Origin of the sequence: Spirosoma sp., assembly GCF_026391055.1 — a bacterium.
GTDB lineage: Bacteria > Bacteroidota > Bacteroidia > Cytophagales > Spirosomataceae > Spirosoma.
The window spans coordinates 183,239-198,068 of record NZ_JAPLET010000022.1 but is presented as its reverse complement, the minus strand read 5'-3'; the positions used below and the strand labels follow the sequence as shown (position 1 = coordinate 198,068).

The 14,830-nt window shown below is 49.8% G+C and carries 14 protein-coding genes; 8 read left to right on the top strand and 6 right to left on the bottom strand.

Annotated elements, in window-relative coordinates; genetic code table 11:
- The first annotated feature begins 10 nt into the window (after positions 1 to 10).
- The 5 genes from NT073_RS15990 to NT073_RS15970 all read left to right on the top strand — a co-directional run bounded on the left by NT073_RS15990 (position 11) and on the right by NT073_RS15970 (position 5,673).
- Positions 11 to 1,297: an adenylosuccinate synthase gene (locus tag NT073_RS15990; RefSeq protein ID WP_297375348.1), complete on the top strand. Its 1,287-nt coding sequence runs from the start codon at positions 11 to 13 to the stop codon at positions 1,295 to 1,297.
- 105 nt (positions 1,298 to 1,402) lie between these two features.
- The gene (locus tag NT073_RS15985; protein ID WP_297375347.1) at positions 1,403 to 2,122 is read left to right on the top strand and encodes a hypothetical protein; all 720 of its coding nucleotides are present in this window, start codon (positions 1,403 to 1,405) and stop codon (positions 2,120 to 2,122) included.
- Between the two features lie 218 nt (positions 2,123 to 2,340).
- Positions 2,341 to 3,270, top strand: coding sequence for a hypothetical protein (locus NT073_RS15980; RefSeq protein WP_297375346.1), 930 nt, complete (start codon positions 2,341 to 2,343; stop codon positions 3,268 to 3,270).
- Positions 3,271 to 3,302: 32 nt separating this feature from the next.
- Entirely contained in the window at positions 3,303 to 4,658 is a 1,356-nt protein-coding gene (locus NT073_RS15975; protein WP_297375345.1) for a hypothetical protein, read from the top strand.
- A 97-nt stretch (positions 4,659 to 4,755) separates the two neighbouring features.
- A complete protein-coding gene (locus tag NT073_RS15970; RefSeq protein WP_297375344.1) occupies positions 4,756 to 5,673 on the top strand; it encodes a PhzF family phenazine biosynthesis protein in 918 nt (305 codons plus the stop codon).
- A gap of 18 nt (positions 5,674 to 5,691) precedes the next feature.
- Here NT073_RS15970 and chrA read toward each other — a convergent pair whose 3' ends face one another.
- From chrA to NT073_RS15945, 5 genes are all read right to left on the bottom strand, one after another.
- The gene (gene chrA / locus NT073_RS15965) at positions 5,692 to 6,894 is read right to left on the bottom strand and encodes a chromate efflux transporter (protein WP_297375343.1); all 1,203 of its coding nucleotides are present in this window, start codon (positions 6,892 to 6,894) and stop codon (positions 5,692 to 5,694) included.
- An 86-nt stretch (positions 6,895 to 6,980) separates the two neighbouring features.
- Complete coding sequence (locus NT073_RS15960; RefSeq protein WP_297375342.1) at positions 6,981 to 7,937, bottom strand: 2-oxoglutarate and iron-dependent oxygenase domain-containing protein; 957 nt, start codon at positions 7,935 to 7,937, stop codon at positions 6,981 to 6,983.
- 143 nt (positions 7,938 to 8,080) lie between these two features.
- On the bottom strand, positions 8,081 to 8,776 hold the full coding sequence (locus NT073_RS15955) for a superoxide dismutase (RefSeq protein ID WP_297375341.1): 696 nt from the start codon (positions 8,774 to 8,776) through the stop codon (positions 8,081 to 8,083).
- 200 nt (positions 8,777 to 8,976) lie between these two features.
- On the bottom strand, positions 8,977 to 9,588 hold the full coding sequence (gene recR, locus NT073_RS15950) for a recombination mediator RecR (protein WP_297375340.1): 612 nt from the start codon (positions 9,586 to 9,588) through the stop codon (positions 8,977 to 8,979).
- A gap of 91 nt (positions 9,589 to 9,679) precedes the next feature.
- A complete protein-coding gene (locus tag NT073_RS15945) occupies positions 9,680 to 9,958 on the bottom strand; it encodes an ATP-dependent Clp protease adaptor ClpS (protein ID WP_012926198.1) in 279 nt (92 codons plus the stop codon).
- A 113-nt stretch (positions 9,959 to 10,071) separates the two neighbouring features.
- On the opposite strand from NT073_RS15945, the gene NT073_RS15940 reads away from it, so the two are divergent.
- From NT073_RS15940 to NT073_RS15930, 3 genes are read left to right on the top strand one after another with little or no spacing between them, the layout of a single operon-like run.
- On the top strand, positions 10,072 to 11,535 hold the full coding sequence (locus tag NT073_RS15940; protein WP_297375339.1) for a sodium:solute symporter: 1,464 nt from the start codon (positions 10,072 to 10,074) through the stop codon (positions 11,533 to 11,535).
- Positions 11,536 to 11,573: 38 nt separating this feature from the next.
- Positions 11,574 to 13,520 (top strand): TlpA disulfide reductase family protein, encoded by a 1,947-nt coding sequence (locus NT073_RS15935; protein ID WP_297375338.1) that lies wholly within the window; start codon positions 11,574 to 11,576, stop codon positions 13,518 to 13,520.
- A 47-nt stretch (positions 13,521 to 13,567) separates the two neighbouring features.
- On the top strand, positions 13,568 to 14,068 hold the full coding sequence (locus NT073_RS15930; RefSeq protein WP_297375337.1) for a GNAT family N-acetyltransferase: 501 nt from the start codon (positions 13,568 to 13,570) through the stop codon (positions 14,066 to 14,068).
- Between the two features lie 94 nt (positions 14,069 to 14,162).
- Here the strand turns inward: NT073_RS15930 and NT073_RS15925 are convergent, their stop codons facing one another.
- On the bottom strand, positions 14,163 to 14,828 hold the full coding sequence (locus NT073_RS15925; protein ID WP_297375336.1) for an START domain-containing protein: 666 nt from the start codon (positions 14,826 to 14,828) through the stop codon (positions 14,163 to 14,165).
- Between the last annotated feature and the right edge of the window lie 2 nt (positions 14,829 to 14,830).

Below are 14,830 nucleotides of genomic sequence, written 5' to 3'. Positions count from 1 at the left end.
CCCAATCAGAATGATCGATGTTTTATTAGGCCTCCAGTGGGGCGACGAAGGAAAAGGGAAAATTGTGGACGTACTGGCTCCGCAGTATCAGGTAGTGGCTCGTTTTCAGGGTGGTCCCAATGCCGGACACACACTGGAGTTTAACGGACTGAAGCACGTATTGCACCAGATTCCGTCGGGTATTTTTCGAAACGATATCCTCAATATCATTGGAAACGGTGTTGTACTAGACCCGATCGTCTTCAAAAAAGAAATTGACGGCCTCGCAAAATATAACCTGCCCCTGACCGAGAACCTGCAAATTTCCCGCAAGGCGTCCATTATCCTGCCAACCCACCGTCTGCTCGATGCCGCCTATGAGCAGGCAAAGGGTGAGTCGAAAATTGGGTCGACACTCCGGGGTATTGGCCCAACCTATCAGGATAAAGTAGCGCGTTTGGGCTTACGGGTCGGTGATGTTGAATCGCCGAATTTCCGGGCCAAATACGACAAGCTGGTGGCCGTTCATAAAGTCATTCTGGAACAGAATAATTTCGATTATGCCTCCGTTCTGCCCCAGGCTGAAAACGAGTTCTTTGGCGCAGTGGAGTTTATGAAACAGTTCCAGCTAAACGACAGTGAGTATGCGGTGAACGAAGCCCTCACCACTGGCAAGAAAGTGCTGGCCGAGGGTGCCCAGGGATCGCTGCTCGACATTGATTTCGGCTCCTATCCCTTCGTAACGTCGTCCAGCACGATGGCCGCCGGTGCCTGCACCGGTCTGGGTGTTGCGCCCCGAAAAATTGGTGAGGTGTTCGGCATTTTCAAAGCCTACTGCACCCGCGTAGGAAGCGGCCCCTTCCCTACCGAACTCAACAATGAAGTTGGTGAGCAGATACGAAAGGAAGGCCGCGAGTTTGGCGCAACAACCGGACGTCCGCGCCGGTGTGGCTGGCTTGATTTGCCCGCCCTGAAATACGCCATCATGATCAATGGTGTTACGCAGCTGGTGATGATGAAAGTCGATGTACTGAACATCTTCGACGAGATTCAGGTGTGTACGCACTACAAACTACCGGATGGTACCATTACCGAGCAGATGCCTTATGACCTTTGTGATACGGATGTGACCCCGATTTATAAGTCGTTCAAGGGTTGGCAAACGGATTTAACCAACATCCGTTCGTTTGTCGATGTACCAGCCGAACTGGCAACGTATGTTTACTTCCTAGAAGACACACTGGGCCTGCCCATCAACTTTATTTCGACCAGTCCCGACCGCGAAGCCATCATTCACCGCCAGGCGATCATTGCTTAATTGGTCCGATTTTCTGCTTACTACAAGCGGCCGCCCTCGTTTTCATACCGGGGGCGGCTTTTTTGCCTATTTTTGACAAAATGAACCTGGGTTGCCTTTGCACGTATGTCCGTAAAAAATCTTTTTCAGACTGTTTATCAGAACGATACTCTTTTTCGGGTGCCCGGTGAATCATGGGTGGTAAATACGCAAGTACAGATGACAGACCCTGTCAGTGAAGAAATTCCGGTTGTTGAAAACCAGGGTTCGGATCTACTGGCGGAACTGGATGAGCTGTCGGCCGGGAAAGCAGAAACAGTTGTTGCGCTCGAAACTGTCCTTACAGATAGCCTTGTTGAGACACCCGCTATACTTACGCCGGAACCGGCCCTTGTCATTGCCACGCCCGAACCATTACCCCGTGAGTTGCCACGCCCAACAACACCTTCTATAATTCCACCCGCTCAACAGCAGCCCAGAATGCCAAAACTGAATCATAAAGTCCTGTTGCTGGCCGACGAAGCGCTGGACCCCAGTAACCTCCTGTTTCTGGAGAAAATCCTGAAAGCGGTAAACCTCAACATCGACGGGGTTGATTTACTAAACCTGCATGGTGTGCAGGACATGAATTTCGGGGAACTCCTTCGAGGTAAGTATATTAATCATTTCATTACGTTTGGTGTGCCTTTTGAGCGAATCAATCTCGACATCATGATGGACCGCTATTCGCCGGTGCGGTTTGAGGGCATCACCTTCCTAATGGCCGACTCCCTGCCCACCATTGAAGCCGACCAGGACTTAAAAAAACGGCTCTGGAGCGCTCTAAGACGCGTTTTTCAATTGTAAAAACGTATATTTTGGCTCGCTTAGGTTAATACACCGATAGCCAGCTCACTTTTATCAGCGTGATCATGACAGTACTTCAGCACATCCGCCAGCTTTTCGCGAGGAACTCACTGTCGCTCAGGCCAGGTGGCGTGTCTGCTGACATAGTTCATATGCCTATAGTACCTGAACCCAGCCCCCAATTGCCAACCGGGACTGACAGTCTCAGGCCATTCCCGATGCAGATACACACACAGGAACCATTGCCACACTGGCTTGCCGACGAAGACGCTCTTCGCGATGAAGGCGTTTTATTTGGCCTGTCCAACACAAGACCTGATGAAAAGATTGCCCAGATTCGGGCTTATTTCGTTCGGCAAACGGCTCCGCTGGATGAATCCATTGATGAGCAGTCCGAAAAGATAGGCGAACTTAACCTCTTTATAGAACAACGCGAAAACCGGATTCTCGCGTTGCAGGATCAGCTGACCGACCTTCAGAATAGCCAGCCCAAAGACAACAACCTCATTCGGACGGTGGTCAGTCTTGTGCTTTCGGTGGGCGTTTGCATCAGTAATTTTTACCTGATCGATGAAACCCTGCGTCCTGTTTTTCCGAACCGCTGGATTGCCTTGGGCATATTTCTAGCCGGCATGTTCAATTTGTTCGGTCGTACTTCGTTATTCTACGAAGAAGGAACACGGGTTTCGGTCCGTCGGCTCTTGGCTGAGATTGGATTACCGGTTGCGGCATCGGTCTTCGTGCTGACGCAGGCTCTGCAAACGCAGCCGGTTGGTCAGGCCGTTGCCTTATTTGTGTTTGTTCTGTTGTTGTTTTTGCTGGCAGGTAATCTGTTGCTAAGTAATCTGAGTACGTTACAGACAGATTTAAAAATAAGCAGAGCCAACCGGTTACTGGCGCTTAACAGCGTGCAAAAAATACCAGCCTGGCAAGCCGAAATTGATAAACTAAATCGCGAAGTTGACGCCATTCGCACCCAAAAGTGGCCAATCGTAACAGCCTTGAACCATACGCAGGCCCAAAGAACCCGGTTGAACACCCAACGCGATGAACTGGTTAACTTGTTTTTGAGCGAGTTTGAACTCGCCCGCAGCCTCCGCGACCGACTCACGGAGCAACAGCGTAAATCAATGATGAATTATGAATGATCATAGCTCATCATTTATAATTCATTCTATCTATGGAACCAAGCAATCATCCTGATTTCCAGCATGGCTACACGAGTGGTGTTGAAGGTGTAAATCGGGAAACATACGAAGGGTATTTATCAAGCCAAATTAATACCGACTGGCTAACCGAACGAATTGCCGAGAAACGGGCGGAGATAACGTCCATCAATCAACAGTTAGCCGAAGCCACCGAAGCCAACAGGGCCGCTTATACAACCCTGCAAACGCATACGCTCCAGGTTGAACGGCTGGCCAAACAGGTTGGGAAGCTGGAAGCCGCCAAACAATCCATTGAGACTGACCGAGATAGTTTACGGGAGCGTCGCATGAAAGCGTCTCCTGATTATTCGTTGTTTGCTGGTTTACTGTTTCTGGTTGCGGGTATCTCATTTTTGGCGGGTGATCTGATCATTTCGCACGAAATCGTTGCCTACGCGCTCAATATTCGTAACACAAACGAAGCCTGGGCATTTGCCGTGGGGCTGGCGATGGTTTCTATTCTGCTGAAACCCGCTTATGATCGGCTCATTGAAAAACCGTATCAGGAAGATCCTGAACGCAATGGGCGCAAATACGAGCGTTTCAAGATTACTCTGGCCGTGTTTGCGGTACTGACATTGGCCGTTCTGGGCTGGTTCCGGTACGAAGCGTACCGGACCGATCAACTAAAAGCCGCCATCAACAAATCGGTCCGGCAACTTCAGTTGAATACCGACCCTACAGCAACAACACAGGTGCTCGATGCAGCCACGATGGGCAAAATTGAGAAACAGCTAAGTGAATCGAGTGAGTTGAACCTAGCCCTTGTAAACAGTCCCTGGGCGTTACTGTCGTTCGTTCTAAGCGGCATTTTGTTTGCACTGGCCGGTGCTGTCTGCCTGGGTATTGCCTTGCCGGTTTTATCGGCGTTCTGGTTTCGGTGGCTACAGGCTGATATTAAACTCTGGAAACTACGTCGTCGGCTGAAACGCATCGATAAAGAAATCACTCCACTCGAAATAGTGCTGGCCGAACAGAGCACGCAACAAAATGTTCTCCAGCACAATCTTGATTTGCTACCCGGTCTGGACGATCTGAAACAGCAAAAACAAGCCGTTACGGCTGAACTAAATGAACTACTGGCTGAACTTAAACTAGCCCAGACCGATAGCCGTATCAGCAACTTCAACGATGGCTATGGGCAGGGCGAAGCCACACGAACAGTACTTACGGATGAAGAACAACGGCAGCTACGGAAAGAAATGCTGACGCTTCAGAACGGCAGCCGAACCCGAACGAACGAAAGTCGGCCTGCCGGCAGTAACGGAAAACCCCAGGGTCTGCGGCCTCATCAGACAATCCGGAAATTTCTATCAGACGAGCTTTGATCTGAAAACTGGACTACTCCTTGAATCGCTCCTCGTTACTATACGCTACGGGGAGCGATTTTTTATACCTTTAATTAAAACGTTTATTGACCAGCCTATGCAGGGTATTAAATTTTACATTGTCGATGTATTTGCGTCAAGCCGGTATGAAGGCAACCAGCTTGCCGTGTTCCTCGACATGGACAATCAGCTCAGCGACCAACAGATGCAGCAGATTGCCCGAGAAATCAACTTTGCCGAAACAACGTTCATCAAAGCGGACAATGGTAACTTTCGCTTTTCAGTTCGGATCTTTACACCGGAGCATGAGGTTCCATTTGCGGGTCATCCATCGTTGGGAACGAGCTATGTCATCAATAAATTTATTCTGCCCCAGGTCAGCCCAACCCTAACCCTAGAACTTGCTCACAGCGACATCGCTATTTCTGTAAACGATCCGGATAACCTGGACGAGAGTATATTCTTAATGCGCCAGGCGCAACCTACGTTTGGCCCTGTCTTTACGGCCGACGAGATTGCCACTGAGCTAGGTATTCCCCGCGATGACCTTAACGACGTGTTACCCATTCAGGAAATCAGTACGGGTCTGCCTTACATCGTTATTCCGCTCAAAAGCCGCGCTGCCCTTGACGTCCTATCGCTGAAAATTGAACCCTTCAGCGCTTTTTTAACGGCCCGGCAAATGTATAAGACCAACAGTCCCACTGGCCATTCAACTTCACTGTTTTTCTTTACCAGTGAGACCCATGAAGCAGGCAATGCGTATAATACCCGAATGCTGCTGATCGAAAATGATAAGGTTATGGAAGATGCAGCTACCGGGAGTGCCAACGGCTGCTTTCTGGCATATCTTTTAACGAATGTATGCGACAATATTACGGTAACCGTAGAACAAGGATTTCAGATGAAGCGGAAATCCTATCTGTATCTGGATGGGCGTTTAGCCAATGGGGCTTATGAGATAAATGTTGGCGGACGTAATAAACTCGTAGCTGAAGGAATGTGGTATATCTAACAGGTGGCTCATGCGCCTTTACAAAATCACGCCGGTCAGCAAGCCTACCAGAATCAACACATAAGGGGGAATTTTCGTATACAGCAGCACAGCAATGGTTGATACCACCACCACCACAGATGGCCAGTGGGTCGCCATGGGCTCGAAAAGCGCCAAAGCCGCTGCGGCCGTTAAACCCGTGCTGGCGGCATTGATCCCTTCCAGAGATGCCCGAACAACCCGGTAGCGCTTGAGTTGCTCCCAGAATCGATAAACGAAGAAAATCAGAAACGTACCGGGCAGGAAAATCCCGGCAGTCGATACCAAGCTTCCCCAAAGTTGGCCGTGCATGCCTGAATCGCGCATGGATAAGACCCCTATGTAAGACGCAAATGCAAAGACCGGTCCTGGAACGGCCTGCACCAAACCCAGGCCCGACAAAAACTCCTCGCGTGATAAATAATGCTTAAAGGCAACAAACTCGTTGTATAACATGGGCGTCAATACCTGCCCTCCCCCAAAAACAAAGCTGCCATTCCGGTAGAAGTTTTCAAACAGGCGAACGGGCAGCGATTGAGTATAGGCTCCCAGCGTTGCTGCCCCGACAAATACACCCAGCCACAGAAAAAAGTTAGACCACTGAACACGCAGGGGCTTTTTCTCCATACGTTTTTGTTTTTCGTAGGTTAGTGCCGTGGTCAACCCTCCTACTGCAATAACAATTGGCGTCATAAAGGGCGACCGAAATAGATAAGCCACAACGACAGCAATCAACGCTAAAGCCAGACTGACCTGATTTTTTATAACCTTCTGTCCAATCCTGTACCCCGCCACAACCATGAAACCCACGGCCATCGGCTGAATAAATCGGGCAAACTGCAACGACAAGTGGTGCTTTTCCAGGTAATAAATTCCCATCCCGGCGGCTGTCATTATACATACCGCAGGCAAAATCCAGACCAGCAGCGTAATGTACGCCAGATTGGGACCGCCTATTTTGAAACCAATGGCTGTTATGGTTTGCGTAGACGTTGGCCCTGGCAATACCTGTCCCAATGCGTTCAGCTCCAGTAGTTCGTCTTCAGTAAGGTAGCGCCGTTTCTGCACCAGACGTTCATAAAACATGGCCAGATGCACCTGGGGTCCACCAAAAGTTGTCAGCGCCAGAATCAGCACATCTTTTAAAAAGATGATATAACGAATTCGGCGTACCGGCTGAACAGTGGACAGGTATGGAAGCATGTAGAGGAGGGTCAGGGATAGCGGGTTGTCTGACACGGTCGGTAACTGGCCATTGTCATTCACCGATCGTGTCAGACAGGAACTGATTATTTTTTCAGTCCAAGTTCCATCAGTCGTTCATCCAGAAACTCGCCTGCCGTCATGTCGACGTAGATTTTCGGATGTTGTACGTCGATACAGCTTTCCAGACTAGTCAGGTCCATATCTGCACGGGGATGCATGAAGAACGGAATTGAATAGCGCGACTGGTTCATTTTTTCACGCGGTGGGTTAACAACCTGGTGGATCGTCGATTTCAGTTTGTGGTTGGTTAACCGGTCCAGCATATCGCCCACGTTCACAACTACCTGATCGGGCAGAGCGGTAATGCCAATCCATTTGCCATCCCGGCGCAGCACTTCGAGCCCATCGGCCGATGCCCCCATCAGTAGCGTAATCAGGTTAATATCGCCGTGAGGAGCGGCTCTCACCGCGCCATCGGGCGTTGTGTCGGGATCGAGAGGAAAGTAATGTAAAGCCCGCAGAATACTGTCGCCATTTTGTACTTTATCATCAAAGTAGTTTTCGGGCAGTTCGAGGTACAGGGCAATAGCCCGCAACAGTTGCTTACCCGCATTTTCGAGGGTCCGATAAGCGGTTTGAGTAGCTTCACTAAACTCGGGAAACTCGTCAGGCAGCACGTTGGCTGGCATATCCCCAACCGGCTCGGGCTGACCTATGTGGTAAAACTCTTTTAAATCCGCGACCTTAAATCCTTTGGCAGTTTCCTTTCCTTTTCCAATATACCCCCGCTGCCCATTCAAATCAGGGCGTTCATACTTCTGTTTGAGTGAATCGGGTGAGGAGAAAAAAGACTGCGCTGCATCGTAGAGTTTCGTTGTCAACTCATTAGTTAACCCATGATTACGGATAGCGACGAACCCAATCTGATTAAATGCCCGCCCTAAATCCTGCACAAAACGAGTTTTACGCCCGGGGTCTCCTGACATGAAATCCGCCAAATCCAATGACGGTATTTCATTGTATAATTCTTCTGCTGCCATTCCTAAACTATTTTCACAAAAATACAAAAGATTGCCCAATCTGCCGGTTACTCAATTCAAAGACGCAATCCCCTGCGTCTCCTGTGTGAATCAACCATTCGGCACAGGAAACGCAGGGGATTGCGTCTTTGGATGTAAGGCAATTAGGCCCCGAAGTTCTTACCGACTTTGTTCCAGTCGACAACGTTCCAGAATGCAGTGACGTACTCCGGCCGACGGTTCTGGTACTTCAGGTAGTAGGCGTGTTCCCATACGTCGAGTCCAAGAACAGGCGTTCCTTTTTTCTCAGCCAGGGCCATTAATGGGTTATCTTGATTAGGCGTCGAGACGATTTCGACATCGTTGCCATTTTTAATCAGCCAAACCCAGCCCGAACCGAAGCGTCCGGTAGCTGCTTTAGCCCATTCGGCTTTGAAGTTGTCGAACGAGGTATATTTCTTATTGATGGCATCGGCCAGTGCGCCTTTGGGTGCACCACCCGCATTGGGCCCCATGATGTTCCAGAAGAAGGTATGATTCCAATGCCCACCTCCATTGTTCCGAACAGCGGCTGGTGTACTGCTGCTTATGCTTTTCACCAGTGCATCGATGTCCATCTTTGCCATATCAGTACCGGCAACGGCCTTGTTAAGATTATCGACATAGGCTTTGTGGTGTTTGCCATGGTGGATTTCCATGGTCATTTTGTCGATGTGCGGTTCAAGGGCACCCGCATCGTATGGCAATGGAGCCAGTTTAAAGGGTCCTTCTGCCTGAGCAGGTGTAAGACCAAACGAACGGAAGGCAACTAAACCGGCCGATGCACCGAAGGCCAATTTCAAAAACTCGGAGCGATTCATGCGAATGTTGGTTTAAAAACGAAAAAGCGTCTGTAACGCTTTGGGCTGTTCATCAAACCGTCAAAAATGGTCGAATGTTTAACAGGCCAGGGGGTCACAGATGCAAAGAAACAAGTTTTTTGCATCTGTGACCCCCTGGCCTGTCAGTATGTTTCAATAACGACCACCAGCCGATAACGACCAGAGGTAACAGGATGCCTTTAATCGTAGGCAATCCGACTCAGGATACTACGGCCCAGTGTCACCTCATCGGCATACTCAAGGTCGCCCCCGATAGGAACTCCGCGGGCAATGGTTGAAATTTTGAGATTGAACGGCTTAAGTTTCTTCTGAAGATAGAACGCCGTTGTGTCTCCTTCCATCGTAGGACTGATGGCCAGAATAATTTCGCGCACTTGTTCGCTTCCGGCATCGCGCAGTCGGTTCATCAGCGAGTCGATCTGCAAATCGCTGGGGCCAATACCTTCCACAGGTGAGATGATACCACCCAGGACATGATAAAGGCCACGATACTGGGCCGTATTTTCAATCGCTAATACATCGCGGGTATCCTCTACCACACAAATCAGGGATTGATCACGTTTGTTACTGGCGCATATGGTACATAACTCATTATCCGAGAGGTTATGGCATTTACGACAGTATTTAACATTGGTCCGCATGGCCGTCAAACTCTGAGCCAGCGTTTCGGTTTGTTCTTCATCGCGTTTAAGCAGATGCAGCACCAATCGGAGAGCGGTTTTTTTCCCGATACCCGGTAGTTTCGACACCTCGTTCACCGCGTCTTCTATGAGTTTGGATGGGTATTCCAATTTCAGTTAAATTAAAGAGCGAAAAAGAAAAAGAGCAAAAGAGTGACTGGCGCATCAACTTTCGCTCGCTCACTCTTTCGCTCTTTCAGCATTAATTTAAAACTTCAGCGCTAATTCCGCGACGGCAGATTTCATTACGCATTGGCACAAGTTCTTCCCATGATCCGTTTTTTACGGAACACTTCCCTTTGTAGTGAATAAGCAACGTACATTGCTCGGCCTGCTCAGGCGTATGTCCGCAGACGTCAATGAGCGTTTCGATGACATGATCGAACGTATTGACTTCGTCGTTGAAGACCACAAGGTTATGAACGTCGGTTTCAACAACTTGGTCGAGCACGTCCACAACGGTTTCTTCAAAAGGTTGCATAGGAGATAAAATGGTGTTTACTTAGCAAATTTACGGCAAAATGGGCACTAAAAAAAACCTTCGCCGTCCTATAAAAGAACTCAATTTAGGCCTGAAAAGTTGCCGTATTTTCTATGAATACCACCCTTGCCCTTGTCATTCTGATTGCTTATTTCGGAATGCTGATTGTTGTTTCCTTTTACACCGCACGGGGTGCCGATACTAATGCGTTTTTTACTGCTAACCGACAGTCGCCCTGGTGGTTAGTTGCGTTTGGCATGATTGGCACGTCCCTGTCGGGAGTTACGTTTATTTCGGTACCCGGCGCAGTTGGGAAAATTGGCTTTTCTTATTTCCAGGTTGTGCTGGGTTACATTGTCGGATACTTTGTCATTGGCTCGGTGCTGATGCCGCTTTATTATCGATTGAACCTGATCTCGATTTACGGGTACCTGGAAAAACGCTTTGGCTTCTGGTCGTACAAAACAGGCGCGGGCTTTTTCCTGCTGGCCCGAACCGTCGGGTCGGCCGTTCGGCTCTATGTGGCCGCTGGCGTGTTGCAAATCGCGTTATTTAACGCGCTGGGAATCCCCTTCGAAGTGTCGGTACTCATCACCATCGCTCTGATCTGGGTATATACCTTCAAAGGGGGCGTTAAAACGATTATCGTGACCGATACGCTGCAAACCGTGTTTCTGGTTACCGCCGTTGTATTAACCATTGTCTTAATCTCACAGGAGTTAGGCTACTCCTTTGGCGATCTGGTCCGGACGGTGAAAGATAGTACTATGTCGCAGGTGTTTTACTGGGACGCCAACGACCCGAAGAACTTCTTCAAGCAGTTTATTTCCGGGGCTTTCATAGCCATCGTTATGACCGGTCTGGATCAGGACCTGATGCAGAAGAACCTGACCTGCAAAAACATTGGCGAGGCTCAGAAAAACATGTTCTGGTTCACCGTAACCCTTGTCTTTGTCAACTTTATGTTTCTCTCGCTGGGGGTGTTACTGTACGTATACGCTCAACGCGAAGGCATCGAAATCCCAACCCGTACCGACGATTTATATCCGTTACTTGCTTTAAATCACCTTGGTCTGGTTGTCGGCATCACGTTCCTGCTTGGTATTACAGCGGCTACTTATGCCAGCGCCGACTCCGCCCTGACGGCCCTAACTACGTCGTTTTGTGTTGATTTCATGAATGTCGAAAAGCGGCCTGAAGCCGAGCGGTCGCGCATCAAACATATCGTTCACATTGGCTTTTCGCTGCTTTTCTATGTGGTCATCATCGTTTTCCGGCAGTTGAATAGTAAAGAAGTTATTACCGCTGTTTTTGACATTGCGGGTTATACTTATGGGCCATTGTTGGGACTTTATGCCTTTGGCATTTTCAGCAAACGCCCGGTCAGGGATCGCTTTGTGCCCTGGATTTGCCTGGTCTCGCCGGTGTTTACCTACGTAGTCAATGAAAATTCGGCGGCCTGGTTTGGCGGTTATCAGTTTGGGTTTGAACGACTGTTGCTAAATGGCTTATTTACGTTTGTAGGTTTATGGGCGGTCTCAAAACCGGTTGTAAAAGAAGAACCTGTAGCCGTATAGCTTACCCCATCCGGCCCGGCCGGAAACTCATCAACATTATGAAAACGAAAAAGCCTCTATCTTTTGCTAACCTGCTCTTGGTCCGCCCCAAACGAGCTAATCTGCGTTACGCCGTTACGTTGCTCTGCGCCTTATATACGGGCTATGTTCAGGGACAGTTCTGCTTTTCGCCGGAGAGGCCGCAGCTTGGGCAGGTCGTGTCCTTTACGTACACCCCACAAACGACGCCCCTGGCCAGCGACAGCACGCTTGAAGGACGTTACGTACGCTATGGAGCCCCCAATGTGATTCAGCTCAGTCAGCCTACAACCGTTAAACTGGTGAGGCACGGCAACGATTTTGTCGGTGAACTATTTATTCCTCGTAAAGATGTGGCGGGTATGATGTTGCTGTTTCGAAACAGCAGCCAGCCCAAACGAACTGATCTAAACAACGGTCAGCTATACGTTATTCCGGTCAGTGATGCCAGTGGACGAATCGTGCCCCACGCTACCGGCGGTCAGGCATCGGTATTCACCCGCAGTCATTTTCTGTACGAATCGGGCGCGCGTCCTGACCCGAACTGGGTCGTTACCCTGTACGAACATGAACTCGCCCAGAATCCGAATCTTCACCCCTTCTACTGGTCAGATTTGCTGGCGGCTCAGGTGAAACAGAAAAAGGCCGGTTATGGACCCAAGGTAAAAGCCGGCATTGAATCTTACCTGGCCTCCCGCCCAACGCCGACCACTGCTGAACTCACTACGGCAGCACAGCTCTACGAAAGTCTGGGCGATTTCCCCAAAGCCAATGCCCTTCGTGAGCGGCAGAAGTTAGTGGAGCCAACCGGCTCACTGGCGCAGAAAGACCGGTCGATGGCTATCCGGAAGGAACAAAACTGGGAACGCAAAAAGGCCGCCTATCAGGCATTTGCGACCGAGTTCCCGGGCTCCTCCTACCTGCCCGCTCTGACGGTTATGATGACCGATGGCTATTTCAAAAACAATGACATACCGGGATTGGTCACTTTTGTGGAGAAACAGCCAGCCTCCCACACAGATGTTCTGATGCTGAACACAATAGCATTTCAGATGGCTGATGAGCGACGGTCGTTACCCGAGGCCGAAAAACTGGTGAACCGAGCTATTGATGTTCTCAAATCACAACCGAAAACAGGAGCCGGTAACTGGGAAGCCGAACGATTAACCCGGCAGCGTCAGTTAATGAATACCTACGCACGTGTGCGCGAACAGCAGGGCGATTATGCCGGTGCGTACACGGCTTATCAGACCTTCATAGATCCCAATGATATTGACAATACCGACCCTCGACTTATCGAACGCTACTTCCTCTGTGCGCTCCAAACGAACCATATTGCCGAAGCACGACCGATGGCCGAAGCCTCGGTTCAGATTGGAACGGCAACATCCGGCCTGAAAAGAGCCCTGCGTGATTGGTACGCCAGACAACCGGGCAACACAGTAGCAAAAGCCGATGCTTATTTGACTCAACTGGAAGCCGATTTACGCGCCGATCAGCGGGATGAACTCCAGAAGCTGCTCATCAATGAACCGGCGCCGGCATTCACGCTCACCGATTTACTGGGACGTAGCATTTCATCTTCGGCGTTTAAGGGAAAAGTGATTGTGCTTGACTTCTGGGCTACCTGGTGCGGCCCTTGTATTGCTTCTTTTCCGGCCATGCAACAGGCACAGACGCGGTTTCAGAACGACCCAAATGTGAAGTTTCTATTCGTCAACACCCGCGAAGGTGGCCCCGTGCAGCGCGTCCACAATTTTATGAATAAACACCCTTATCCCTTTGTGGTGCCTCTCGACGGGCAGCAGAAAGTGGCTAATGCCTATAAAGTACAGGGTATTCCGACCAAAGTAGTTATTGGCCCGGATGGGCGCGTGCGGTACCGTACCATTGGGTATTCCGGCAACCCCGAATCGACGGTTAACGAGTTGAGTCTGGTTGTGGAGATGCTGAAAGAAGGGAAGTAGCTTAAAGCATCAGTAAGGCAAGATCAACATTAACAATTGACACAAGCATGACCATTCGCCAGGCCACCACTGCCGATCTTCCAGCCCTTATGAACCTTATCAGGCACGTAGTTCCGCTGATGCGCAAGGACGGTAATTTTCAATGGGACGAACATTACCCCAACCAGACTGTTTTTGCGGACGACATTGCCAAAGGTCAGCTTTGGGTAACGTATGTAGATGGGCTACTGGCGGGGGTTGCGGCCCTCACTGAAGACCAGGAGCCCGAGTATGCTCAGGTTGGCTTCGACCTGAACCAACGGGCTATTGTTACGCACCGTCTGGCGGTTGATCCGGCGTTCCGCGGACGAGGTGTAGCTCTTGCACTGTTGGCTCAGGCGGAACAGCTCGCTCATGAACGGGGTATTCGCTTTCTGCGCATCGACACAAACTCACAAAACCAGGTTACCCAAAAGCTTTTTCCGAAACTGGGCTATCGGTACGCGGGCGCCATTACACTTAGCTTTCGACCGGGATTGCGGTTTCTGGCCTATGAAAAGCAGATATAAGTTAAATACGCCCTAAAGCCCCAACGTGCCGCGAACAATCAATAATCCGTTGATTGTTCGCGGCACGTTGGGGCTTAGTCATTAACTACACTTACTAGTTCAGAAAAGCAAAGGATTTCCCCTGATAACGCGGTAGGGTAATACTATTTCGAATTAGCATAAATGATTGATAGGCGCTATTTGCCGCGGCCATATTATCAAGCCAGGCCGGAATATCGCCACCCGGATCGACCCGGCAGGTGTAGGTAACTTGAATACGCTGTTTGGCGATCGGACGAATCTTCCAGATGGCCAGCCAGTCGGCAATACGAACTGTGTTTGGCCGGGTAGCTACCAGGTTTGGAACGCCAACGCCTTTTACCTGAACAACTTTGGAGCCTGGGTCCTGCTCGAACGTAAGCTGAACACTCATATCCCGGTCGCTAACGGGCCAGGGCAAAGCTGTTACTACATAATACACCAGTTCCGTTTCACTGACACGCTTTACCAGCTGCGCGGATTTGGTTTTGTACATAACGTTTTTGTAGTTGGCAATATCAGAGAGTAATGCAACAAGCTGACTTTGGGTGCCCGGCATCGAGCATTCGACCTTCAACTCCGTCAGCCGGCTCCCCGGCACATCGCGAGTGTACACCTGAATCTGGTCCTTATCTTTCGCCATACGCCAACCTTCTTTGTCCTGTCCATAAACTGCCTCTATACCAAGCGTGAAGCTACTAAACACCAAAGTCAGGTAACAACTTAACTGGACTAACTTCATAA

What these genes read in the sequence shown, in the direction of transcription:
- NT073_RS15990 (WP_297375348.1), top strand. Translation starts at nt 11, where the DNA reads ATGATCGATGTTTTATTAGGCCTCCAGTGGGGCGACGAAGGAAAAGGG.
- NT073_RS15985 (WP_297375347.1), top strand. Translation starts at nt 1,403, where the DNA reads ATGTCCGTAAAAAATCTTTTTCAGACTGTTTATCAGAACGATACTCTT.
- NT073_RS15980 (WP_297375346.1), top strand. Translation starts at nt 2,341, where the DNA reads ATGCAGATACACACACAGGAACCATTGCCACACTGGCTTGCCGACGAA.
- NT073_RS15975 (WP_297375345.1), top strand. Translation starts at nt 3,303, where the DNA reads ATGGAACCAAGCAATCATCCTGATTTCCAGCATGGCTACACGAGTGGT.
- NT073_RS15970 (WP_297375344.1), top strand. Translation starts at nt 4,756, where the DNA reads ATGCAGGGTATTAAATTTTACATTGTCGATGTATTTGCGTCAAGCCGG.
- chrA (WP_297375343.1), bottom strand. Translation starts at nt 6,894, where the DNA reads ATGCTTCCATACCTGTCCACTGTTCAGCCGGTACGCCGAATTCGTTAT.
- NT073_RS15960 (WP_297375342.1), bottom strand. Translation starts at nt 7,937, where the DNA reads ATGGCAGCAGAAGAATTATACAATGAAATACCGTCATTGGATTTGGCG.
- NT073_RS15955 (WP_297375341.1), bottom strand. Translation starts at nt 8,776, where the DNA reads ATGAATCGCTCCGAGTTTTTGAAATTGGCCTTCGGTGCATCGGCCGGT.
- NT073_RS15945 (WP_012926198.1), bottom strand. Translation starts at nt 9,958, where the DNA reads ATGCAACCTTTTGAAGAAACCGTTGTGGACGTGCTCGACCAAGTTGTT.
- NT073_RS15940 (WP_297375339.1), top strand. Translation starts at nt 10,072, where the DNA reads ATGAATACCACCCTTGCCCTTGTCATTCTGATTGCTTATTTCGGAATG.
- NT073_RS15935 (WP_297375338.1), top strand. Translation starts at nt 11,574, where the DNA reads ATGAAAACGAAAAAGCCTCTATCTTTTGCTAACCTGCTCTTGGTCCGC.
- NT073_RS15930 (WP_297375337.1), top strand. Translation starts at nt 13,568, where the DNA reads ATGACCATTCGCCAGGCCACCACTGCCGATCTTCCAGCCCTTATGAAC.
- NT073_RS15925 (WP_297375336.1), bottom strand. Translation starts at nt 14,828, where the DNA reads ATGAAGTTAGTCCAGTTAAGTTGTTACCTGACTTTGGTGTTTAGTAGC.